Source organism: Qipengyuania xiamenensis (genome assembly GCF_019711495.1).
Lineage (GTDB): Bacteria > Pseudomonadota > Alphaproteobacteria > Sphingomonadales > Sphingomonadaceae > Qipengyuania > Qipengyuania xiamenensis.
The window spans coordinates 1485361-1507988 of record NZ_JAIGNM010000001.1; the positions used below are offsets into that span (position 1 = coordinate 1485361).

At 63.9% G+C, this 22628-nt stretch carries 13 protein-coding genes; 3 read left to right on the forward strand and 10 right to left on the reverse strand.

Annotation, left to right across the window (positions count from 1 at the left end; genetic code table 11):
• Position 1: 1 nt before the first annotated feature.
• The 5 genes from guaA to K3165_RS07620 form a co-directional block, all read right to left on the reverse strand.
• Positions 2–1576 carry a glutamine-hydrolyzing GMP synthase gene (gene guaA, locus K3165_RS07600; RefSeq protein WP_221548143.1) on the reverse strand — a complete coding sequence of 525 codons (1575 nt, stop codon included), beginning with the start codon at positions 1574–1576 and terminating at the stop codon, positions 2–4.
• A 166-nt stretch (positions 1577–1742) separates the two neighbouring features.
• On the reverse strand, positions 1743–2351 hold the full coding sequence (locus K3165_RS07605) for a hypothetical protein (protein ID WP_221548144.1): 609 nt from the start codon (positions 2349–2351) through the stop codon (positions 1743–1745).
• Positions 2352–2393: 42 nt separating this feature from the next.
• Positions 2394–4427, reverse strand: a complete 2034-nt coding sequence (locus K3165_RS07610; RefSeq protein WP_221548145.1) for a toll/interleukin-1 receptor domain-containing protein — start codon at positions 4425–4427, stop codon at positions 2394–2396.
• Between the two features lie 632 nt (positions 4428–5059).
• The gene (locus K3165_RS07615; RefSeq protein WP_221548146.1) at positions 5060–6616 is read right to left on the reverse strand and encodes a class I adenylate-forming enzyme family protein; all 1557 of its coding nucleotides are present in this window, start codon (positions 6614–6616) and stop codon (positions 5060–5062) included.
• 36 nt (positions 6617–6652) lie between these two features.
• Positions 6653–8038: an L-serine ammonia-lyase gene (locus tag K3165_RS07620; RefSeq protein ID WP_221548147.1), complete on the reverse strand. Its 1386-nt coding sequence runs from the start codon at positions 8036–8038 to the stop codon at positions 6653–6655.
• A 128-nt stretch (positions 8039–8166) separates the two neighbouring features.
• On the opposite strand from K3165_RS07620, the gene gyrB reads away from it, so the two are divergent.
• Both gyrB and K3165_RS07630 read left to right on the forward strand, forming a co-directional pair.
• Positions 8167–10695, forward strand: a complete 2529-nt coding sequence (gene gyrB, locus K3165_RS07625) for a DNA topoisomerase (ATP-hydrolyzing) subunit B (protein WP_221548148.1) — start codon at positions 8167–8169, stop codon at positions 10693–10695.
• Between the two features lie 33 nt (positions 10696–10728).
• On the forward strand, positions 10729–11802 hold the full coding sequence (locus K3165_RS07630; protein WP_221548149.1) for an AI-2E family transporter: 1074 nt from the start codon (positions 10729–10731) through the stop codon (positions 11800–11802).
• Here the strand turns inward: K3165_RS07630 and K3165_RS07635 are convergent.
• From K3165_RS07635 to mtnP, 4 genes are all read right to left on the reverse strand, one after another.
• Positions 11799–12326 carry a hypothetical protein gene (locus tag K3165_RS07635; RefSeq protein WP_221548150.1) on the reverse strand — a complete coding sequence of 176 codons (528 nt, stop codon included), beginning with the start codon at positions 12324–12326 and terminating at the stop codon, positions 11799–11801. The genes K3165_RS07630 and K3165_RS07635 overlap by 4 nt on opposite strands.
• A gap of 53 nt (positions 12327–12379) precedes the next feature.
• A complete protein-coding gene (putA, locus tag K3165_RS07640) occupies positions 12380–15517 on the reverse strand; it encodes a bifunctional proline dehydrogenase/L-glutamate gamma-semialdehyde dehydrogenase PutA (protein WP_221548151.1) in 3138 nt (1045 codons plus the stop codon).
• An 85-nt stretch (positions 15518–15602) separates the two neighbouring features.
• Entirely contained in the window at positions 15603–17105 is a 1503-nt protein-coding gene (gene glpD, locus K3165_RS07645) for a glycerol-3-phosphate dehydrogenase (protein ID WP_221548152.1), read from the reverse strand.
• On the reverse strand, positions 17102–17974 hold the full coding sequence (gene mtnP, locus K3165_RS07650) for an S-methyl-5'-thioadenosine phosphorylase (protein WP_221548153.1): 873 nt from the start codon (positions 17972–17974) through the stop codon (positions 17102–17104). Before mtnP ends, glpD begins: the two co-directional genes overlap by 4 nt.
• A 237-nt stretch (positions 17975–18211) precedes the next feature.
• Here mtnP and K3165_RS07655 point away from each other — a divergent pair, with 237 nt between their 5' ends.
• The gene (locus K3165_RS07655) at positions 18212–20989 is read left to right on the forward strand and encodes a phosphoenolpyruvate carboxylase (RefSeq protein WP_221548154.1); all 2778 of its coding nucleotides are present in this window, start codon (positions 18212–18214) and stop codon (positions 20987–20989) included.
• Positions 20990–20998: 9 nt separating this feature from the next.
• Here the strand turns inward: K3165_RS07655 and K3165_RS07660 are convergent, their stop codons facing one another.
• The gene (locus tag K3165_RS07660; RefSeq protein WP_221548155.1) at positions 20999–22618 is read right to left on the reverse strand and encodes an FAD-binding oxidoreductase; all 1620 of its coding nucleotides are present in this window, start codon (positions 22616–22618) and stop codon (positions 20999–21001) included.
• Positions 22619–22628: the final 10 nt, after the last annotated feature.

Genomic DNA, 22628 nt, shown 5'->3' on the forward strand with positions numbered 1-22628 from the left:
ATCACTCCCACTCGATCGTGCCCGGCGGCTTCGACGTGTAGTCGTAGACAACGCGGTTGATGCCCTGCACCTCGTTGACGATGCGTGTCGCGCAGCCGGTGAGGAAGGCGGCATCGAACGGATAGACGTCGGCGGTCATGCCGTCGGTGCTGGTCACGGCGCGCAGGCCGCACACGCTGTCGTAGGTGCGATAATCGCCCATCACGCCGACGGTCTTGACCGGCAATAGGACCGCGAAGGCCTGCCAGATCGCGTCGTAGAGGCCGGCCTTGCGGATCTCGTCGAGATAGATCGCATCGGCCTTGCGCAGGATGTCGCAGCGTTCTTTTGTGACTTCGCCGGGAATGCGGATCGCGAGACCCGGTCCGGGGAAGGGATGGCGGCCGACGAACATGTCGGGCAGGCCCAGTTCGCGGCCCAGTTCGCGCACCTCGTCCTTGAACAGTTCGCGAAGCGGTTCGACCAGCTTCATGTTCATGCGTTCGGGCAGGCCGCCGACATTGTGGTGGCTCTTGATCGTCACGCTCGGTCCGCCGGTAAAGCTGACGCTTTCGATCACGTCGGGGTAGAGCGTGCCCTGCGCGAGGAAGTCAGCGCCGCCGACCTTCTTGGCCTCTGCCTCGAAGACATCGATGAAGGTCTTGCCGATGAACTTGCGCTTGGCCTCGGGGTCGGTGACCCCGGCAAGCCCGTCCATGAACATGTCTTCGGCATCCACCACCACCAGCGGGATGTTGTAGTGGTCGCGGAACATGGTCTCGACCTGTTCGCGCTCGTTCAGGCGCAGCAGGCCGTGGTCGACGAAGACGCAGGTGAGCTGCTCGCCGATCGCCTCGTGGATGAGGATCGCGGCAACCGAGCTGTCGACGCCGCCCGACAGGCCGCAGATCACCTTGCCGTCACCGACCTGCTCGCGAATTTCGCGCACCTTGGTTTCGCGATAGGCGGCCATGGTCCAATCGCCGGCAAGGCCACACACATGACGCACGAAGTTGGCGATCAGCTTGCCGCCGTCGGGCGTGTGGACGACCTCGGGGTGGAACTGGGTGCCGTAGAACTTGCGCTTTTCATCCGCGATGACCGCGAAGGGCGCGCCGTCGGAAATGGCGACGATCTCGAAGCCGGGCGCGAACTTGGTGACCTTGTCGCCGTGGCTCATCCAGACCTGGTGGCGCTCGCCTTCCTTCCAGAGGCCGTCGAAGAGCGCGCACTGCTTGGTGACGGTGAGGTAGGCGCGGCCGAATTCGCCGCCTTCGCCGGTCTCATGGCCGGGGCGGACCTCGCCGCCGAGCTGGTGGCTCATGACCTGCTGGCCGTAGCAGATGCCGAGGATCGGGATGCCCGCCTCGAACAGCATTTCGGGGGCGCGCGGGCTACCCTCTTCCGGCACGCCTGCCGGCGATCCCGACAGGATGATGCCCTTGGGCTTCAGCCGGTGAAAGGCCTCTTCTGCCTGCGTGAAGGGTGCGATCTCGGAATAGACCCCGGCCTCACGCACACGGCGTGCGATAAGCTGGGTAACCTGGCTGCCGAAGTCGACGATAAGGATGGAATCGGGGAGGTGCGCGCTGTCCATGGATGCGCGCGATAGTCACCCCGCGGAAAGCTGGCAAGCGCTCCTGCCGAAGGCGGGTGGCGACATCTTTCGATCGAGGCCGCACGTGACCCAAACTGGCCAACCCTCGACTGCCATAAAACTACGGCCTACCCTGTTACCGGCCCTTACCGCACCGGAGCAGGCTTCAAGGCTTCGGGTCAGGCTCGGGAGGGATGGCCGGAGTGGCAGGCTGGGCTGCTTCACCGGCCTGGCCCGGTTCTGCAGGCACGGCAGCTTCGGCCTTGTACATCAGGAAATGGGGCGGATCCTGGTTGATGATGATCGGATCGTCGACGAGCGGCTTGGGGCCATCACTGGTTTCGATCTCCGCCACCAGATTATATGTGTAGATCTTTCCGTCGTTATTCTGGTCCCTGATCGTCAGCGAAGTATCGCCGTTTCCGCCCGGGACGGAGATCACGCCGCCGTTTTGACCGGCATCGGCGTTCGGCTTGTCGCCAAAGCTCTTCGCCAAGCGGATGCTCTTGTTGTTTGGTTGCCGGAGGTGTGCGTCGCAATCGACGCCGTTGACCTTTACCGTGTCCGACTTCCACAACAGCGTGATCTCGAAATCGCCGATCGGTGTTTTGCCCGCATTCTCTGCACGGCCGTTGATATTGCCTTGCTGGTCGACGATTTTCATGCCGCCTTTCGGACTGGTCTGCTTGTATTTGAAATCGCCCTCGTACCAGCCTGCATCACCATTCCATCTTACATTGTTTACGGTCACTTCAACTTCCACTTGAGTAGTCATGATGTGCTCCTTCGTTTGTGCTCATCCGCGACCGTTTATTGTTCATGCGATCCGGTTATCGATGACCGGATCCAGTCCTTTTTCCTCGAGGCTCCTGCGTAGCTGGCGCGCCAATGCGGTTTGGCCCAGCCGTTCCGCGGCTACCGCGCGCAAGGCGGTCTCGACCGGATGGAAACCCTGGCCGATGCTTTCGACTGCAATGGCCCGCGCATAGGAGGCCGCCGCCTTTGCGCCATCCCCGGATTTGGAGTGCGCAATCGCTTCGACCAGGTGCGCGGCAATAATCGACAGGACGTGTGCGGGATCTTCGCCGTCGAGCTTGTCCAGCCATTTACGAGCCACCGCCCGCAAGCTTTCCGGCGCCATGCCCGACTTGTCGGTGAGTGCCCGTTCGAGCTCCAGGGAAGCAGGTCGCTCGACGTTCCAGCTCAGGTTCTTCGGGTCGCGGGCCTTCAAATCGAGGAGCAACGCCTCGGCCCGCTCGTAATCGGCCGTTGCCAGCGACGACCTTCCATCGTTCCAGTTCACCATCGCCCTCGACTGGAGGACGCCGATTGCGAAGACCTTCGTCATGGTGTTTTCGGGGTCCTGCTCGATAAGCGTTTCCGCTTCAGCCGCCGCGTCATCGAGGTATTGCCGCGCTTTGCCCGTCTGTCCGCGGATCGAATGAAGCGAGCCCATGCTGCCCTTGGCGAATAGGCCCATGCGGCGCGCTTCGGCATGATTGGGTTCTGCTTCCAGCGCTTCGTTATAGAGCGCTAGTTCGCGTTCACGGGTTTCCGTCGCAGCCCGGAAGTCCCCGAGTACCTGATGGGTGCTCGAGACCCATGACAGGCCTTGCCCCCACTCGACGAGCCTCGATGCAGGCCTGCCTTCGGCCTCGGCCACTCTCGCAACCGTCGCAACGCTTCTCTCGAACAGGTCCAGCGCATCCTCGTAGCGCGCCTCTTCATCGGCGAGCGTTCCGAGATTGGAGAGGGCGTAAGCCTCCTCGAGCTGCCAAACGAGGTTCGAGCGGTCCTTGGCGGCGAGGCGGATCGAGATGTCGGCATACTGTCCCAATGCCTTCTTCGCTTCATCCATCTGGCCGCGTTGCCAGGCGATGAGACCGACCCAGAACATGCTCTGCCCGTGGTTGAACATGCGTTCCGGGTCGTCGGGTTTACGGGCAAGGAGCTCGCTCGTCGTGCGCGCCGCCTCACGAAAGGCAGGAAGCGCCTTGTCATTGTTGCCGCGAAGATTGTGCATTTCCGCGACGAGTTGCACGGCCCGGGCGCGGCGTCCGAGCTCTTCCGGGCTCAGGTCGTCGAGTTTCTGCCTTGCGTAATACTCCATGGCCCGGGCGCCGACACCATCGAGCACATCGAGACGTCCGACCGGCTCCAGTTCTTCCCGGAGGTCGGTGAGCATGTATTCGATCAACCCGTTCGCTTCGGCCCGCTCCTCGCGCGCGGTATCGCGTTGCTGCAGGGCGAACAGCGCAAGGCCGATCGCCACGACCATTCCGACAAAGGAAGCCGCAGCCATTATCGCCAGCCTGCGATGGCGTTGGCGGGCCTGCCGGTCGACCAGCTCGTCGAGCCCGATCCCGGCCAGCCCGGCCACCAGCTTCTGGACGCCAAGCTTGCGACCGTCTTCTTCGGGCCGCAGGTCTGCCGCGATCGGCTCTGCCAGCTGCTCGGTCGGTGTGCCGTCCTCGTAATGGACGAGCAGCGGGGGCGGCATATTGTATGGCGGAGCGCCGTCGACCACGGCAGGAAACACCCTCGCATCGCCATTGACCCGCTTGAAGAGGTCGATTTCCTTGGCGATCCACGGGGAAATCGCCGAATGCGGCGAGCACAGGACGATCAGCGCATCGCTATTGGTGAGCGCGCTTTCAAGGGCGGCGCCGAGATCTTCGGATGCCGGCAGTTCCTCGCGGTCCTTGAAAATCGGGCGCAGGCCGTCTTCCAGGCCGGGCGCATCGATCCCGTCGGGCAGCTTGAACTTTTCAAGCTGACCGTGGAGCCAGTTCGCGATCCGCTTGTCGCGGTGCGAATAGCTGATGAAAGCCTTGTAACGTCGTTCGGCCAAGTTGTCCCTCCGGATGCGACCCCGGATACGACTCGGCAACCCACTGTTTTGCCGGAAGGATGTCCCAAACTTGCATGCAATGCAAACGAGGGCGGTCACAGGCCACGGAGGGGATGGGCCAATTGCTCTTGCGCAAAACGCAACACACCCTGATGTTTTCTCACTTTCGTTCGCGAGCGAGCAACATTATTACAACCCCCACAGCCGACGCGGAGACGTCCCTCCCATTCTTCTCCCTCGGCACAGAGATGGCGACAGTCCCTTCCCCAAGTTGAACTGTCGTCGCCTTCCTCCGGGCCAGCGGGCCAGCCTTTCGAGCACTGTGGCCTCCTAGCACAGGGTTCGCTCCCCCGGAGGCGATATGGCAGCGAGTAGAGACGCGGCCGCCCACACACTCCTCTCCCCTCCCCCAACGTGTCGGCGCCGCGTCTCGAACTCGCATGTCAGACCCGCGTGTAACCTTCGCAAAGTTGCACGCGTAAAACCTTGCGCAACAAGACAAGGAATAAAAACGATGACGACGATCTACGGCCGCATTGCGGTGATCATTCTTGCAACCGGTCTTTCCAGCGTGGTGCTTTCGCCCGCGCTCGTCTGAGCCGACGCAACAGGCAGCCGGGCCGGCCCCGGGGCTAGTCCACTGTCCCGAGCCGCGTAGCCGCCTCGCGAAGTTCGCTCTTGAGCAACTTCCCGATGTGGCTGCGCGGCATCTCGTTTATGGGGTACAGGGCGCTCAGCCGCTGGGTCTTGCCCAGCCGCGCATTGACGGCTTCGCGGATCGCCTCCGGATCGCGCGCGCCCTCGCCCAGCTTCACGAAGCCGACCGGCGTCTCGCCCCAGCGGCGCGATTCGACACCGATCACCGCGGCTTCGACCACGTCCGCCTCTTCGAGCAACGCGTTTTCCAGATCCACCGGATAGATGTTGAAGCCACCCGAGATGATCATGTCCTTGGCGCGGCCGACCAGTTCGACAAAACCCTCCGCATCGAGACGGCCGATATCGCCCATGCGCTGCCAGACCTCGCCGGTATCGGGATCGGTCCAGTATCCTTCGCGCGTCTTTTCCGGCTGGTTCTTGTAGCCGGTCATCATCGTCTGGCTGCGCCCGACCAGGTTGCCCGGAGTACCAGCTGGGACGAGTCGGTCCTCGTCGTCGAGAACCTTGAGCTCGCTCCCGGGAGCCGGACGGCCCACGGTGTGCAGCTTGTCGGGGAACTTGTGCGCCTCGAGCAGGCAGACGACCCCGCCTTCGGTCATCGAATAGATCTCGATCAGTGCACCGGGCATCCGCTCCAGAACCTCGCGCTTCAGCTCGGCCGAAAATGGCGCTGAGGTGCAGTACTTCAGCTGCAGTGAGGAAAGGTCGAACTCGTCGAAGCGCGGTTCGTCCATCAGCCGCTGATACTGGACGGGAACGAGCATGGTGATGGTGGTGCGATCGTCCTGCGCGAAGTCGAGCCAGCGCACGCAATCGAACTTGCCCATCACGCGCACCGTTCCGCCTGCCAACAGCGCGGGCAGGAAGGCGACCATGGTGGTGTTCGAATAGAGCGGGGTGGACGCGAGGCTGCGGACCTCAAGTCCGTTCTCCAGCCAGCTGCCCGCCGTCGCCGCGAATTGACGCCAGCGCATCTGGTGCGAATGGACGATCCCCTTGGGCGTGCCGGTGGTTCCGGAGGAATAGATGATGTTGAACGGATCGGATTTCGCATGTTCGACTGCCGGAGCCTTCGTGCCCTCCGATGCCATCCAGCCGTCCAGTTCCTCGTCCAGAACGATCTTGGTCATGCCGGGGAAACAGTCATCGCCGAGTTCAGCCAGCTTCGCCCGGTCGATGAATATGTGCTTGGCGCCGGAATCGCGGGCCATGCCGGAAAGCTGGTCGGCGCTGGCGCTGGTGGTGAGCGGTGCAGCCACTCCTCCTGCGCGTACGGCGGCGAGGAAGACGAGCGCATAGGGCACGCTCGAAAGCCCAAGAATGGCTACCGACTGCCCATGCTCCAGCCCGTCTTCGAGTAGCCGCGCGGCAATCCGTTCGACCCGGTCGCCAAGCTCGGCCCAGCTGAGCGTGACGCTTTCGTCGCGTAGCGCAGGCTTGTCACCCAGCCTCGCGGCATTGTCGGCGATTGTTTGCGAAAAGGAGCCGAAGGTCTGCTCGAGTGCGGTGCGGTGCTGTGTCTCTCCCATGGCGCGCACCCTATCGACGGTTGCGCGCGTGTCGAGTCAGCATTCGATGACGTTGACCGCGAGACCCCCTTGCGAGGTTTCCTTGTACTTGCTGCTCATGTCGAGGCCGGTTTGGCGCATCGTTTCGATGACCTGGTCGAGGCTGACCGTGCTTTCCGCGCCCGTGCGGTGGAGCGCAAGGCGTGCGGCATTCACCGCTTTCACCGCACCGATGGCATTGCGCTCGATGCAAGGCACCTGCACCAGCCCGCCGACCGGATCGCAGGTGAGGCCGAGGTTGTGCTCCATCCCGATTTCGGCAGCGCTGGCGACCTGCTGGGGCGTCGCGCCCCACAGTGCCGCGAGCCCGCCGGCAGCCATCGAGCAGGCCACGCCAACCTCGCCCTGGCAGCCCATTTCCGCGCCCGAGATGCTCGCCCGCTGCTTGTAGAGCAGGCCGATCGCACCAGCCGTCAGCAGGAAGGTCCGGCGGCTCTCGGTACAAGGCTGCTCGTCATTGGTGACGCAATAGAAGCGGATCACCGCCGGGATGATGCCTGCTGCGCCATTGGTCGGCGCCGTGACGACGCGGCCACCGGCGGCGTTTTCCTCGTTCACCGCCATGGCGTAGCAATTGAGCCAGTCGAACAATTGCTCGCGCTCGTTCGACTGCGGATTGTCGGAGAGCTTGTCCCACATGTCCGGGGCGCGCCGCTGGACCTTGAGCCCGCCGGGCAGGATACCGCGCTGGCTGAGCCCGCGCTCGATGCACTGGTCCATAGCCTTCGCCACGCGGTCGACACCGGCAAGCGTCTTGTCGCGCGGCCGGAACGCGTCCTCATTCGCCAGCACGAGCTCGGCGATGCTCTTGCCGGTCGCAGCGCAGCTTGCGAGCAGCTCCTCCGCCGAACCGAAATCGAAAGGCACCAGCATGCCGGTGTTGATCCGGTCGTCCTTGGGCTTGCGCTTCAGCTGCGCTTCGGAAGCGACGAAGCCGCCACCGGTCGAATAGTAGGTCCGTCGCGCCAGTCGCTCACCAGCCTCGTCGAAGGCCTCCAGCGTCATCCCGTTGGGATGCAGGTCCGGGATCACATGACCGGCGAGATCGATGTCCTGTGCGGGATCGAAAGCGATTTCCCGCTTGCCGCAGAGCGCAATCACCTTGTCCTCGCGAAGCTTCGCAAGTGCAGCCGCCGCCTCATCGGGGCAGGTTGTGTCGGGGGCGAATCCCATCAGCCCCAGCATGGTCGCATCGACAGTGCCGTGACCGACGCCGGTCAGCGCCAGCGACCCCTGCAATTCGACCGCGATCCTGGAAGTGTTTGCGAGTTTCCCGGAGCGGTCGAGAGCCTTGACGAAGGTGCGCGCGATACGCATCGGTCCAACCGTGTGAGAAGACGAGGGACCGATCCCGATCCGGAAGATGTCGAGCACCGAAAGCATGGCCCTTGGATGCGCTTCCGGCACCCTAAAATCAACCGGTTTCAGATGAAACTTCCCGCTCTTTTCCCTGTGGGTAAAAAGGGGCCGAATCCTTTGGTTTTTGCCCTCGTCGAGCCTATATGATGGACATGGACGAGAACACCCCAGAACAGGGCGCAGAAGCGCCGAAGAAGAACGGTTACGGCGCAGATTCGATCAAGGTCCTGAAGGGCCTCGATGCGGTCAGGAAACGCCCCGGCATGTATATCGGCGATACCGACGACGGATCGGGTCTCCACCACATGGTTTTCGAGGTGTCGGACAACGCCATCGACGAAGCGCTGGCAGGTCACTGCGACCTCGTGCTGATCGAACTCAATTCCGATGGCTCGGTGAGCGTGGAAGATAACGGCCGCGGCATCCCGGTCGACATGCACAAGGAAGAAGGCGTCTCGGCGGCAGAGGTCATCATGACCCAGCTGCACGCGGGCGGTAAGTTCGAGAACACCAGCGACGACAACGCTTACAAAGTCTCCGGCGGCCTCCACGGCGTGGGCGTCTCGGTCGTCAACGCGTTGTCCGAATGGCTCGAGCTCACCATCTGGCGTGACGGCAAGGAACACTGGATGCGCTTCGAGCATGGCGATGCCGTGGAGAGCTTGCGCGTCGTGGGCGATGCTCCGCCGGTTGCCTCGAACGGCGACGAGGATGGCTTGAAAAAGGGCACGCGCGTCACCTTCATGGCGAGCCACGACACTTTCAAGAACGTCACCGAGTTCGATTTCGACAAGCTCGAGCACCGCTATCGCGAACTCGCCTTCCTCAACTCGGGCGTCCGCATCCTCCTGCGCGACAACCGCCACGAGGAACCGCTCGAGCACGACCTGTTCTATGAAGGCGGCATCGCGGCCTTCGTGAAGTATCTCGATCGCAACAAGCAGGCGCTTGTCGCCGAACCGATTTCGGTCAGCGCGGAGAAGGAGGGCATCGGTATCGATGTCGCTCTCGAATGGAACGATTCCTACTACGAGAACGTGCTCTGCTTCACCAACAACATCCCGCAGCGTGACGGCGGAACCCATCTGGCCGCCTTCCGCGCCGCACTGACGCGTACGCTGAACAACTACGCGACCAGCTCGGGGCTGATGAAGAAGGAGAAGGTCTCGCTTTCGGGTGAAGACATGCGCGAAGGCCTGACCGCCATCGTTTCGGTCAAGCTGCCCGATCCCAAATTCTCTTCGCAGACCAAGGACAAGCTGGTTTCCTCCGAAGTCCGCCAGCCGCTCGAGAGCCTGATGGGCGAGAAGATGACCGAGTGGCTCGAAGAGAACCCCAACGACGCCAAACAGATCATCCAGAAGGTGATCGACGCTGCCGCCGCCCGCGAAGCCGCACGCCGTGCGCGCGAGATGAGCCGCAAGGGTGCAATGAGCATCGCCTCGCTGCCGGGCAAGCTCAGCGACTGCCGCGAGCGCGACGCCTCCAAGGCCGAACTCTTCCTGGTCGAGGGTGACTCCGCAGGCGGCTCGGCCAAGAACGGCCGCGACAGCCAGTACCAGGCGATCCTTCCGCTGAAGGGCAAGATCCTCAACGTCGAACGCGCGCGTTTCGACCGGATCATCTCGTCAAAGGAAGTCGGCACGCTGATCCAGGCGATGGGCACGGGCCTGCGCGACGAGTTCGACCTCGAAAAGCTGCGCTACCACAAGGTCGTGATCATGACCGACGCCGACGTCGACGGTGCGCATATCCGTACGCTGCTGCTGACCTTCTTCCATCGCCAGATGCCCGAGATCGTCAAGGCCGGGCACCTCTATATCGCGCAGCCGCCGCTCTATAAGGTTACGCGCGGCAAGTCGGAGGTCTACCTCAAGGACCAGCCCGCCTTCGACCGCTACCTGATCGAAGCAGGGCTGAGCGGCCGCATCCTCGAAACCGCGGGCGGTGCGCGCGCATCGGGCGAACTGGAGGCCTTGGTCCAGCACGCGCTCAGCGTCCGCAATCACATGAACTACGTGCCGCGCAAATATAACGCCGAGATCATCGAGGCGATGGCACTGGCGGGCGCGCTGGACCCTGCCGGCGGCGACCGTTCGGCAGCGCTCAGCAAGGCTGCGGCGCAGCTGCAGATGGGCGATCCGGAAGCCCAGTGGTCCGCCGAAATGGGCGAAGACGGCCATGTCCGCTTCCACCGCGTCTGGCGCGGCGTCACCGACGTCCATGAAATCGAAGGCCGCTTCCTCGAAAGCGCGGAGGCCCGCAAGCTCCACCGCGTCGCGCAGGAAAACGCCGAGGTCTATGCCTCGCCTGTCCGCCTCATCAAGGGCAGTGAGGACGATGCCGAGGACCAGGTCGACGCGGCCGATGTCGAGGAGGCGGAAGATACGCCCGTCGTCGGCGACGATGCAATCATCCTGCCCACCCAGCTGGTCGATGCAGTGATGGCCGCAGGCCGCAAGGGCCTCAAGGTCAGTCGCTTCAAGGGGCTGGGCGAAATGGATGCCGAGCAGTTGTGGGAGACCACGCTCGATCCGGAAAACCGCGCCCTTCTGCAGGTCAAGGTCGAGGACGCCGACGTGACCGACGAGATCTTCACCCGCCTGATGGGTGATGTCGTCGAACCGCGCCGCGAGTTCATCCAGGAGAACGCACTCAACGTCGCCAATCTCGACGTCTGATCTGCCAGCACACCGCGAATAGGGGGGAGCGGGATGGAACACATCGGCAAGACACGGGTCGAGCAGGGCGGTTTCCTGCTCTTCCTCGCGCTGGTCACCGTGGCCGCGCTGGTCGTGGTGCTGCCCTTCCTCAACCCGCTGCTGTGGGCGAGCCTTGCGGCCATCATGTTCCAGCCGCTGTTCCGCTGGTTCCAGTCCAAGCGACCCGGCAAGGACACGCAGGCCGCCGCGATTACGCTGCTGGTGATCTTCGTCGCGGTCATCATTCCGACGCTGTGGATCGGCAGCGCGGTGGTCAGCGAGGCCGCGCGTCTCGTGGTCGCCTTCCAGAACGGCAATATCGATGTCGCGGACTGGTTCGAGCAGGTCTTCAGCATCCTGCCCGCCGGCATCCAGGAAAGCCTTACCGAAAGCGGAATGGGCGATTTCGGCGACCTGATGGCCCGCGCACAAGCATTCCTGCAGGCCAGTCTCGGCCTGATCGCGCAGCAGGCAATCGCGATCGGCGGAAGCATTTTCGGCTTCGTCCTCGCCTTCGCCATCGGGCTCTACGTCAGCTTCTTCCTGATTCGTGACGGCCGGAGGATTGGCGAGACCGTCCTCCATGCCCTGCCGATGGAGCGCGGCGTCGCCGACCGGCTGGCCGAACGTTTCATCGGGATCGTGCGCGCGACCATCAAGGGATCGGTCGTCGTGGGCCTCGTGCAGGGTGCGCTCGGCGCGATCACCTTCTGGATCGTCAGCATCCCCTCGGTCCTGCTGCTCGGCGTGATCATGGCAATCGCCTCGCTGCTGCCGGCAGTCGGTCCGGCAATCGTCTGGGGTCCGGCAGCGCTTTACCTGCTGGCGACTGGCGCGATCTGGGAAGGCGTGGTCGTGCTCGTTTCGGGCGTCGCGCTGATCGGCATGGCGGACAACATTCTTCGCCCCATCCTGGTCGGCCGCGACACCGGCATTCCCGACTGGCTGATCCTCGTCACGACACTTGGCGGAATAGCCCTGATGGGCCTGTCAGGGATCGTGGTCGGCCCGTTGATTGCCGGCCTGTTCATTGCCGGGTGGAGCATCCTTGCCGAGCAGCGCGACGAGGCAGAGGCAACCGCCTAGTCGATGACTTCGGCACCCAGTCGCGGGTTCAGGCCCGTGATGTAGTTCAGCCACTTCTTCGGGCGCCGCATCATCTTTTCCGGATAGACCACCTCGAGGCCGACGATCTTGCCGATCTCGCCGACGAAGTGGATGCAGTTGCGCGTCTCGAGGTCGTAATACTTGCCCGGCGCATTGCGCCACGCCTCCACCAGCGCACGAACCTCACGGTACTTTTCATCGGTCATCGTGATGGTGAAGTGGCGATTGGTCTTGGTCAGCCACTTTTCCTTTTCGACGAGGATCGTGTGCTCGACCGGGCCGTTGAGCACCGCCAGCGTCGTCCTTTTGGCGGAAAACCCGAAGTTCTCCTTCACCACGGTGCCGTCTTCCAGCGTCCCTTCCATCGACACGAAGGCATGCGGATAGCGACCGGCGATCACCGAGCCGTTGAACGAGTGGAAGGTAATGTCGACCGCTGCCGCAGCGAGCGAGGACCAGCCGAGCGCGACGAGGAGGGCGAAAGTACGGAAGATGCGAACCATTGCGCGGGCTTAGGGCAGGCCCGCGGGGATTCGCAACCGGTGTCGTACTCGGCTCAGCTTGCCAGGAGCGTCGCGTTGCCGCCTGCCGCAGTCGTATCGATGCACACCACGCGTTCGGTGGCGAAACGGGCTACATAATGCGGACCGCCCGCCTTGGGACCGGTACCCGAGAGACCCTCGCCGCCGAACGGCTGGCTTTCGACGACCGCACCGATCTGGTTGCGGTTGACGTAGAAATTGCCGACCTTCGCCCGCGCTTCGATATAGGCGCGCATGTCGTCGTTGCGGCTGTGCAGGCCCAGTGTCAGGCCGTATCCGGTGGCGTTTATCTCTTCCATGACCCGGTCGATTTCCGAAGCGCGATAGCGGACCACGTGAAGCACGGGTCCGAAGTTTTCGCGCTTCAGGTCGAGGATGGAATCGAGCTCGATAATCGTCGGGGCCACATAACAGCCCTTCGACGATCCGCGATGCAGCTTGCGGCGCCAGACCTGCGCACCGCCGGTCTTGCGACGGGCGACATGGCGTTCGAGCGCGGCCTTCGCATCGGGGTCGATCACAGGTCCGACATCGGTCGACAGCTCTTCCGGATCGCCGATGGTCAGCGCTTCGAAGGCGCCGCGGATCATCGCCAGCATCTCGTCATAGACGTCGTCCTGGATGTGCAGGACGCGCAATGCTGAACAGCGCTGGCCCGCGCTCTGGAAAGCGGAGGCCACGACGTCGCGGGTCACCTGTTCGGGCAGCGCGGTCGAGTCGACGATCATCGCGTTCTGCCCGCCGGTCTCCGCGATGAAGGTGGCAATCGGGCCATCGCGTCCCGCGAGGCTGCGATTGATCGCCTGCGCGGTCTGGGTCGAGCCGGTGAACGCCACGCCTGCGATGCGCGGGTCGGAAGTGATCATCTCGCCAACGTCGCCTGCACCGGGCAGGAGCTGGAAGGCGTCTTCGGGAATGCCAGCTTCATGGCAGAGGCGCACGGCGAGGGCAGCGATCAGCGGCGTCTGCTCGGCGGGCTTGGCGACCACGGTGTTTCCGGCGGCAAGCGCGGCAGCCGGCGGGCCGATGAAGATCGCGAGCGGGAAGTTCCATGGCGAGATGCATGCGAATACGCCGCGGCCTGCAAGGCTCAGGCGGTTTTCCTCGCCGGTCGGGCCGGGAAGCGGGATGGGCGCCGCGAACAACCGGCGCGCCTCACCGGCATAGTAGCGCAGGAAGTCGACCGCTTCGCGCAGCTCGAGCACTGCGTCCTGCAGCGTCTTGCCTGCCTCGCGCTGGCAAAGCGAAAGGAATTCGTCGGTGTGATCCTCGAACAGGTCGGCGGCAGCTTCGAGCAGCAGCGCGCGCTTCTCCCCGCCCAGCGCATTCCAGCCCGGCTGGATGGATTCGGCGCGGCTGATCGCTTCCTCGACCTCGAAATCGAGCGCGTCGCGGCGCGTACCCACCTGCGCGGTAAGATCGTGCGGCTTGTTGATCGGAGCCATCTCGCCTTCGGCCGACGACATGAATGTCGGCTCCGCCACCCACTGCTTCGCTTCGAGCGCCTCGAGCCGCTCCATCAGCGGCTCCCTGACCAGCGGATCGGACAGGTCGATGCCAGCCGAATTGGCGCGGCGACCGAAGATGTCGGTCGGCAGCGGGATCGCCGGATTGCGATAGGGCTCCAGCACCTGCATGTCGGCGACGGGGCAGGTGGTGAGCTCCTCGACCGGCACTTCGGCATCGGCCATGCGGTTCACGAAGCTCGAATTCGCGCCGTTCTCCAGCAGGCGGCGCACGAGATAGGCGAGCAGGTCCTTGTGCGTGCCGGTCGGCGCATAAATGCGCACATTGGTGCGGCGATTGCCTTCGACCTGGGCCAGCGCGCCGTAAATGTCCTCGCCCATTCCGTGCAGGCGCTGGAACTCGAACGGCTTCGCACCCGCCAGCGCCTTGATCGCGCCGATCGTATAGGCATTGTGCGTGGCAAAGGCCGGGTAGATCACGTCGTCGGCCGCCAGCATCTTTTCCGCGCAGGCGAGGTAGCTGACGTCGGTCGCAAGCTTGCGGGTGAACACCGGATAGTCGGTATAGCCGCCCACCTGGCTGAGCTTGATCTCGGTATCCCAGTAAGCGCCCTTCACCAGACGGACGAAGAACTTGCGGTCGTATTTGCGGGCAAGCCGCGCGACCCATTCGCACATCGGGACGCCGCGCTTCTGGTACGCCTGGATCGCAAGGCCGAAACCTTCCCACCGGCTGCCGTCTTCGCGGGTAAAGAGCGTATCGTCGCGGGCAAGCGCCTCGATGATGTCCATCGACAGCTCCAGCCGGTCGGCTTCTTCCGCGTCGATAGTGAAATGGATGTTCGCATCGCGCGCCTTTGCGGCGAGATCGCGCAGCACCGGCAGCAGGTCGACGATCGCCTTGTCGGCATGGAGGAATGTGTATTTCGGATGCAGCGCGGAAAGCTTCACCGAAATGCCCGGGCTGGTCGAGACCTTGCCGGTGGCTTCGCGCGAAAGGCGCTCGATCGCGCGTTCGTACGCCTGGCGATAGCGCTCTGCATTCTCATAGGTCATCGCCGCTTCGCCGAGCATGTCGAAGCTGTGGGTCAAGCCCTTGGCACGTTCGGGTGCCGCGCGCTTGAGGCTTTCGTTGATCGTGCGCCCGTAGACGAACTGTCCGCCGAGAATGCGCATCGCCTGCAGGGTCGCCTTGCGGATGACCGGTTCGCCCAGCCGGTTCACGGCACGCTTGAGCGTGGTGCCCATGCCCCTTTGCGCCTCTTCGGGCCGTTCGAGAACTTCGCCCGTCAGCATAAGCGAGAAGGTCGCGGCGTTGACGAAGGTGGAGGAGCTTTCGCCCATGTGCTCCGCCCAGTCGATATCGCCGATCTTGTCGCGGATCAGCGCGTCGGCAGTCGGCGCGTCGGGCACGCGCAGCAGCGCTTCGGCAAGGCACATCAGCGCCACGCCTTCTTCGGTGGCGAGCCCATACTGGTGGAGGAATGCATCGATGCCGGAAGCCTTCCGGCGACGCGCGCCTTCGATCAGCTTGGCTGCAAGGCCGGCGGCCTCGTCATGTTTCGCAGCGGCGTTCGCGGCCTGCGCCATCCGCTCGGCGACACAGGCATTTTCCTCGGCCTTGTAGGCCTCGCGCAGGGTCTGGCGGGAAATGGGGGTAAGGCGAACAGGATCGTGCAGGGCCATGCGACTCCGAGCAGCTAGAATTGAACTGCCCGCCACTTGGACCCGAAGCCGGGCGCTTTCAAGCTTTGTGAACGCCGGGCCGACCCTACGGCGCGGGGGGCTGTGACCTGCGGTCGAACCACTGTCCGACCTGCGCGCAGGCATCCTCGGACAGGTGCAGCCCCAGCTTGCTCCGACGCCACAGCACATCCTGCGCAGAGCGGGCGTATTCGTGGTCGACCAGATAGGCCAGTTCGGCCTCGTAGAGATCGCCGCCGAAATGCTCGCCCAGCTCTTCCAGCGAGCCTGCACCCCCGATCACCATGTCGAGCCGTGTGCCATAGGCGCGCGCCAGTCGCAGGACGGTTTCAGGCGGGAGCCAGGGGTGGCGTTCGCTCGCCTGCCAGAGGAACTTCGCGAAATCGCGATCGGCCATGTCACCGCCCGGAAGCGGTGCATCGGCGGTCCAGCTCCTGCCCGGAACAGGCATGTGCGAAGCAAGCTTCTCAAGCGCATGTTCGGCCAGCTTGCGGTAGGTCGTGATCTTGCCGCCATAGACCGACAGGATCGGCGCACCTCCTTCGCTATCGACCTCGAAGACATAGTCGCGGGTGACGGTCGAGTTGCTGGCCGCCTTGTCCTCGTAAAGCGGGCGGACACCTGCATAGGTGTGGACGATGTCCTCTTCGGTAACCCCGCTCCTGAAATAGCGCGTCGCCGCCTCGCGCAGGTAGGTGCGCTCCTCGGCGCTGATTTCCACACGGTCGAGATCACCCTCGTAGAGCATGTCGGTGGTGCCGATCAGCGTGTAATCGCGCTCGTAGGGGATCGCGAAGACGATCCGCTTGTCGGGCTGCTGGAAAATGTAGGCATGGTCGCCGGGGTATGCGCGCGGCACGATGATGTGGCTGCCCTTCACAAGCCGGAGATGGGCCGGTGTGCCTGCGCCGAGCGCGGTCTTGGCGACCGAATCGACCCACGGGCCTGCAGCATTGACCACGCAGCGCGCTGTGACGGTCCGATCGCCCGCATCGTCTTTCAGGGTCGCGGTCCAGCTGTCGGCGTGCCGTTCCAGACCGGTGCACTCGGTGCGGGTGAGGACTGTCGCCCCGCGCGCCTCGGCATCCATTGCGGTCAGCACGACGAGGCGCGAATCCTCCACCCAACAATCGGCATATTCGAATCCCGACTTGATCCCGTCCTGCAGGATCGACTGGTGCGGAGCGATACGCAGGTTCACCTTGTGCGAGCCGGGCAAGGTCTTCTTGCCGCCGAGCCGGTCATAGATCGCGAGGCCGATCCGCAGCATCCACTTGGGGCGCATGCCCTTGAAGTGCGGCAGTACGAAACGCAGCGGCCAGATGATGTGCGGTGCATTGGCGAGCAGCACCTCGCGTTCGCGCAAGCTCTCTCCGACCAGCCGGAATTCGAACTGTTCGAGATAGCGCAGACCGCCGTGGACCAGCTTGGTACTGGCCGAGGAGGTATGCGAGGCAAGATCGTCCTTTTCAACCAGCAGCACCGACATGCCGCGCCCGGCTGCATCGCGCGCAATTCCTGCGCCGTTGATCCCGCCGCCGACGACGAGAAGGTCGTAGGTCTCGCTCATTGAGCGCGGAACAGCCGCCCGGCGACCGCGTCCAGCTTGGCCATCAGTTCGCGATCATGCTTGTCCGGCGCGGTGAGAACCGCATCGTCGAGCGCGGTATCGATCGGAGATGGCGTGCGCTTTTTCGGCAGGCCTTTGCAGAAGGCCTCGACCGTTTTCACCGCGATCGCCGAATTCTTGTTCATCTGTTCGATGATCACGCCGACATCGACAGCGTCCTCGCTATCGCGCCAGCTGTCCCAGTCGGTGACCATGGCGAGCAGCGCGTAAGGCAGCTCGGCCTCGCGGGCGAGCTTGGCTTCCGGCATCCCGGTCATGCCGATCACTTCCGCCCCCCAGTGACGATACAACTTGCTCTCCGCGCGGGTCGAGAATTGCGGGCCTTCCATGGCAAGGTAGGTCGCGCCTTCGGTCACATCGGCACCGGCCTTCTCGGCGGCCTTGGCGGCATGCTTCGACAGGCGCGAACAGACCGGATCGCCCATCGAGACATGCGCTACGAAGCCGCTGTCGAAGAAGGTCGAGGGGCGGCCCTTGGTGTTATCGATGAACTGGTCGACCGCGACGAAGCGGCCCGGCGCCAGTTCTTCCGACAAAGATCCGACCGCGCTGATGGCGAGGATGTCGGTGCAGCCTGCACGCTTCAGCGCATCGATATTGGCGCGCGCATCGACCTTCGAGGGAATATGGACATGCCCCCTGCCGTGGCGCGGCAGGAAACGTACCCGGACATGGCCGATGGTGCCGCACAGGATCTTGTCCGAGGGCTTGCCCCAGGGCGATGACACCTCGATCCACTGGCGGTCTTCCAGTGCGTCCATCGCATAAAGGCCCGAGCCTCCGATGATGCCGATGGTCCACTCGCTCATGTCTTCTGCCCCCTGATTGCCCCCGGATACCGCCCATGCACGGGGCATGTGACCGGGGGGTTGGCGCTTTGGGTTAACGGTCAGGCAGGGGTGAAGAAAGCCAAGGCACAAGTAAAGCATGCACTTATTTGGCACGCGCAAACCTATTCATGCTGCAATGCAGCGTGCGAGGTTGACTCGTCCGGCACTTTGCCGCGCAATCATCGTAGATAAGAGGAACCATGGGAGAACCGGACCGTGCCGGAATTGCAGCCGCTGACATTTGCCACACTCACGCATCGCCTTCGCGAGCTGCATCAACGCACCCAGGAAACGCCGCTGTTCAACCCGGTCTTCCAGCTGGCCCATGACCTGTCGCGCGAACTGGAAGCGGGCGAGATCTCGCTCGGCGACATCGCCTCGCTGGTCGGCGAACTCGAAACCCGCTCGCTCGAGACGCGGGCCGACCGGCTGTGCACCCTCGTAAAGCCGCAGGACACCGCGCGGCGGATGGAGGAATTCTGCAAGGCCTCTGACGGTTTCGAGGCATTTCGTGACCATTGGTCGCATCCGCAGCTGCATGTCGTTTTCACCGCCCATCCGACCTTCCTGCTGACGCCGGACCAGACCGATGCGGTGGCAGAGGCTGCCGGGGGCGGCGACCCGGTTTCGGCAATGACGAACTCCGAACGTCCCGAGATCACCCTGCAGTACGAGCACACCCGCGCGATGCGGGCGCTTGCCCATGCGCAGGACGCGCGCGATCAGATCAATCGCAGCGTGTTGTCCTGCGCGGCATCGCACTGGCCAGACCAGTGGCGCAGCCTCGATCCCCTGCCGTTCCGTTTCGCCAGCTGGGTCGGCTACGACATGGACGGGCGCACCGATATCAAATGGTACACCTCGATCGCCTTCCGCCTGTCCGAAAAGGCGCAGCGGCTCGAACGTTATGCTGCGCAGCTTGAGCAAATCGACGCAGACCACGCGCTGGTCCACACGCTGCGTGCGGCACAGGCTGGTGCCGCTTCGAGCGCCGAGGAATTTGCAGGCGACCTGTCGGACCATGCGGACCTGTCCGCCGCGGCCAATCGCCTCACGGCAGAAGGCAGCGACAAACTGCTGAGCCTCGCTCCGCTGGTCTCGCAGCTCGAGGAAGAGGCGCTGTCGGCCGATACCGAACGCGCAATTGCGCTCAAGACGCTCGCCTCCGCCATGCGCGCCGATGGCCTCGGCATGGGCCACATCCATTTCCGAGTGAACGCCAAGCAGCTGCACAACGCGATCCGTTCGCGAATCGAGGGCGGCGCCGATCTCGATCTCGGCAGCAAGGGCGCAGTCGGCGCGCTGCGCGAACTGGTTTCCAATGCCGAGCCGCTGTCGGCAAACTTCGCCTCGCTGGCGGTCGAAAGCTCGACCGCGGTACGCCAGTTCCTCGCGATGGCGCAGATCTTGAAGCACGTGGATGCCGATGCGCCGATCCGCATGCTGGTGGCCGAGTGCGAACAGCCCGCAACCGTCCTCTCCGCGCTCTATTTCGCCAAGCTGTTCGGGATCGAAGAGAAGGTCGACGTATCGCCGCTGTTCGAGACCGAGACCGCACTCGAACATGGCGGGCGCTTCCTCGATGCACTGCTCAAGGAAGAGGCCTATCGCGACTATGCGCGGAAGCGTGGACGTGTCGCCATCCAGACCGGCTTTTCCGACGCAGGCCGCTTTGTCGGGCAGATCCCCGCCAGCCTTGCCATCGAGCGTCTGCAGGGCCGCCTGGCGAACGCAATGGCAGCAAACGACATGACCGACGTCGCCGCACTCGTCTTCAACACGCATGGCGAAGGCATGGGCCGCGGCGCGCATCCGGCAAGCTTCAAGGACCGCCTCGAATGGCCGATGAGCCCCTGGGCGCGCCGCCGCTTTGCCCGTGCCGGCATCCGGCTCGAACCCGAGGCCAGCTTCCAGGGCGGCGACGGCTACATGTTCTTCGCCACGCCGAAACTTGCGCTCGCGACGCTTTCGACGATTGCGGAGCTTGCGCCCGCCGACACCGATCCCGACGTGCCGACCGACCCCTTCTACCGGCGTACCGATCTCAGCCTCGATTTCTATCGCGCGATCAAGGATCACCAGCAGTCGCACCTCGAAAGCCGGACTTACAGCCGAGCGGTGACCGCTTTCGGTCTCGGCCTGCTCAATTCGACCGGTAGCCGCGTGTCGCGTCGCCAGTCGGACCTCAGCGCAGATCGCGACATGAGCCTGCGCCAGATCCGCGCGATCCCGCACAACGCGATCCTCCAGCAATTGGGCTACCCGGTTAACCTGATCGCCGGCATCGGCAGCGCAGCTGAGAGCAATTACGAGGACATCGCCGAACTGCTGCGTGAGAGCCCGCGTGGCCGCCAGATCATGCGCTATGTGCGCGCATCGAACGCGCTCGCCAGCATCAAGACGGTCGCCGCCTATGGCGAACTGTTCAATTCCGCTTATTGGGCCAGCCGGCCTTATCGCGGCACCGAGGAACACCTCGCGCAGGCCTGCGAAACACTGGCCGAATACCTGATCCAGGACGACCGCAACGGCGTATTCCGCCGTCTCGCATCGCGGCTGCGGGTCGACGCGCTCAAGCTGCACCGCCTGTTCGAGCTGGTGCCCGACGAGGACCCGCACCCCGAGCGCGAGCAGGCGCGCCGCACCATCGGCGTCCTCCAGTCGCTACGCCTCGCGCTGTTCCAGCACATGTTCCTCAAAGCCGTGTCGGTCCCGGCCTTCAGCCGCGCCAACGACATCAGCCGCCGCGACGTGCTGGAAATGGTCTTCACGCTGCGGATCGACGAAGCGCTCGCCCAGATGCGCCGCGCCTTCCCGGCAAGTTTCCCGATGACGCAGGACTTCGCGATGGAGGAAAAGGCCGAGTACCCGCGCGCAGGCAGCGAGGGATACGACGCGATCCGGCGCGATTTCATCGACCCGATCGAGGATTCCTATGGCCTCACTTTGCGCATCTCGACTGCGATCGCCAACCAGTTCGGCGCGCACGGCTAGGCGCCCGGGTTAGTCTTCGCCGAGCCCCCATTGCTCGAGCGCGGGTGAGATGAAGACCTCGGCATTGTTGCCGAGCACGGCATCGCGCGTGGCCCGGTAGCGGTCGACCTTCGTGCCGTACTGCTCGCGGATCGCCTTGGCGTTCAGCTGCGCGTCCTTGCCCCAGTGCATCGAGAATGGAATGCCTGCCTTCTTCAGCAGGTGCTGGAGACGTTCGGCCGCAAGCGGCGCATCGGTGGAAAGAGGGAAGTTCTTCGGCAGGCCGTCGATATTGATGATCGCATTGTGATCGAAGCGCAGGAAACCCATCGTCGCCGGGCTCTTTTCGGCGAAGCGCACGGTGAAGACGAAGTCCTTGCTGAACTGGCGGATGTTGCCCTCGCCCTCGGCCATGTCCATGGCAATTTGCATGACCTCGCCCAGCCGCTCGCGCGGAACGGCGAGCGCGGCATTGTAGACGTCGATGCGGATGTTCATCAGCCGGTGCGGGTGCCATTCGGCCGTGAGCTGCGAGAGCGTGCGCGGCGTGTCGCGTTCGTCGCAGGCGTGCTCCTTGAAATCCTCGAAGATTCGCCGCGGCACGTCGATGAGGTCGCGGATGCGCCCATCGAGATCCTCGGCAGGAAGCGGATTGTCCTCCGGCTCGCGGTGTTTGGTAACGCCGATCAGGCCCTTCACGCCTTTTTCGCTGATGGCTTCGAGCGTCGTGCGATTGACCTGCCCGCCGAGACTCTCGGGCTTGGCGTCGGTCTCGTAATCGAACCAGATGGTCTCGCACACCTCGTGGCCGAAACCGTCGAAGGGGTCGAAGGTCAGCTCGTAATAATGCGGTTTGGCGCCATCCGCGATGTCTCCCATCGCTTCGGCGAAGCGGCCCTGTTCGACCAGTTCGAACCAGTCGTCCGGCAGGACGCGCGCACGCTTGACGAGGCCGCAATAGAACTCGTCCACCGCCTCGATCAGATAGGCCGAAACGAAACCCATGCCGCCCACATGGACCAGCGCATCGGCGAACATCGCGCTGTCGCCGACAGAAGCGAATTGCTCGATCCACTCGTCGCGCAGGACCGGGTGGTCTGGCGACCCCAGCCACAAGTCGCGTCCGTGACCGCGCGAGAGGATCATGCCGCGGACATGCGTTTCGCAACCGGTCTCATCCAGCGTCGAACCGTGCGAGCCGGTGCCCACGATACCTGCCAGTGACTGCCCCTTGTGCGAGCCGGCAGTGCGTAGCGACAGGTCGCGCCCGCTCCGCCCGAGCCAGTCCATCAAGGCGTGGATCTTGGTGCCGCCGGTGACCATGACATAGCGGTGCTGTCCGTCGACACCGTCTCGAAATGCCTCCTCCGGCAATTCCCAGATGCCCTCGTCATCGTCGGTCGTCATGAGGGTGGAGAAATTGTGATAGAGGTCGCTCTGCGACCAGCCCGATCCGGTCACGCACAGCTCGCGGTCCTTGCCCGCCTCCGAACGGATGAAATCCTGCAGGATTTGCGCGCGTGCGGCGAGTTCGACTGCGACATTGCTGCCTGCTGTTTCGTGCAGCGCGGCCTTGCGGCGATGCAGCTTGGCGATCGAGCGGTGTTCATTGATCCACCCCCCGCCGAAATGCTTCCTAATCTCGGTCATCGCGTCATCC

Coding starts and splice junctions, on each gene's coding strand:
- K3165_RS07615 (WP_221548146.1), bottom strand. CDS start 6,616: ATGGGAGAGACACAGCACCGCACCGCACTCGAGCAGACCTTCGGCTCC.
- guaA (WP_221548143.1), bottom strand. CDS start 1,576: ATGGACAGCGCGCACCTCCCCGATTCCATCCTTATCGTCGACTTCGGC.
- glpD (WP_221548152.1), bottom strand. CDS start 17,105: ATGAGCGAGACCTACGACCTTCTCGTCGTCGGCGGCGGGATCAACGGC.
- mtnP (WP_221548153.1), bottom strand. CDS start 17,974: ATGAGCGAGTGGACCATCGGCATCATCGGAGGCTCGGGCCTTTATGCG.
- gyrB (WP_221548148.1), top strand. CDS start 8,167: ATGGACGAGAACACCCCAGAACAGGGCGCAGAAGCGCCGAAGAAGAAC.
- K3165_RS07635 (WP_221548150.1), bottom strand. CDS start 12,326: ATGGTTCGCATCTTCCGTACTTTCGCCCTCCTCGTCGCGCTCGGCTGG.
- K3165_RS07630 (WP_221548149.1), top strand. CDS start 10,729: ATGGAACACATCGGCAAGACACGGGTCGAGCAGGGCGGTTTCCTGCTC.
- K3165_RS07605 (WP_221548144.1), bottom strand. CDS start 2,351: ATGACTACTCAAGTGGAAGTTGAAGTGACCGTAAACAATGTAAGATGG.
- putA (WP_221548151.1), bottom strand. CDS start 15,517: ATGGCCCTGCACGATCCTGTTCGCCTTACCCCCATTTCCCGCCAGACC.
- K3165_RS07660 (WP_221548155.1), bottom strand. CDS start 22,618: ATGACCGAGATTAGGAAGCATTTCGGCGGGGGGTGGATCAATGAACAC.
- K3165_RS07620 (WP_221548147.1), bottom strand. CDS start 8,038: ATGCTTTCGGTGCTCGACATCTTCCGGATCGGGATCGGTCCCTCGTCT.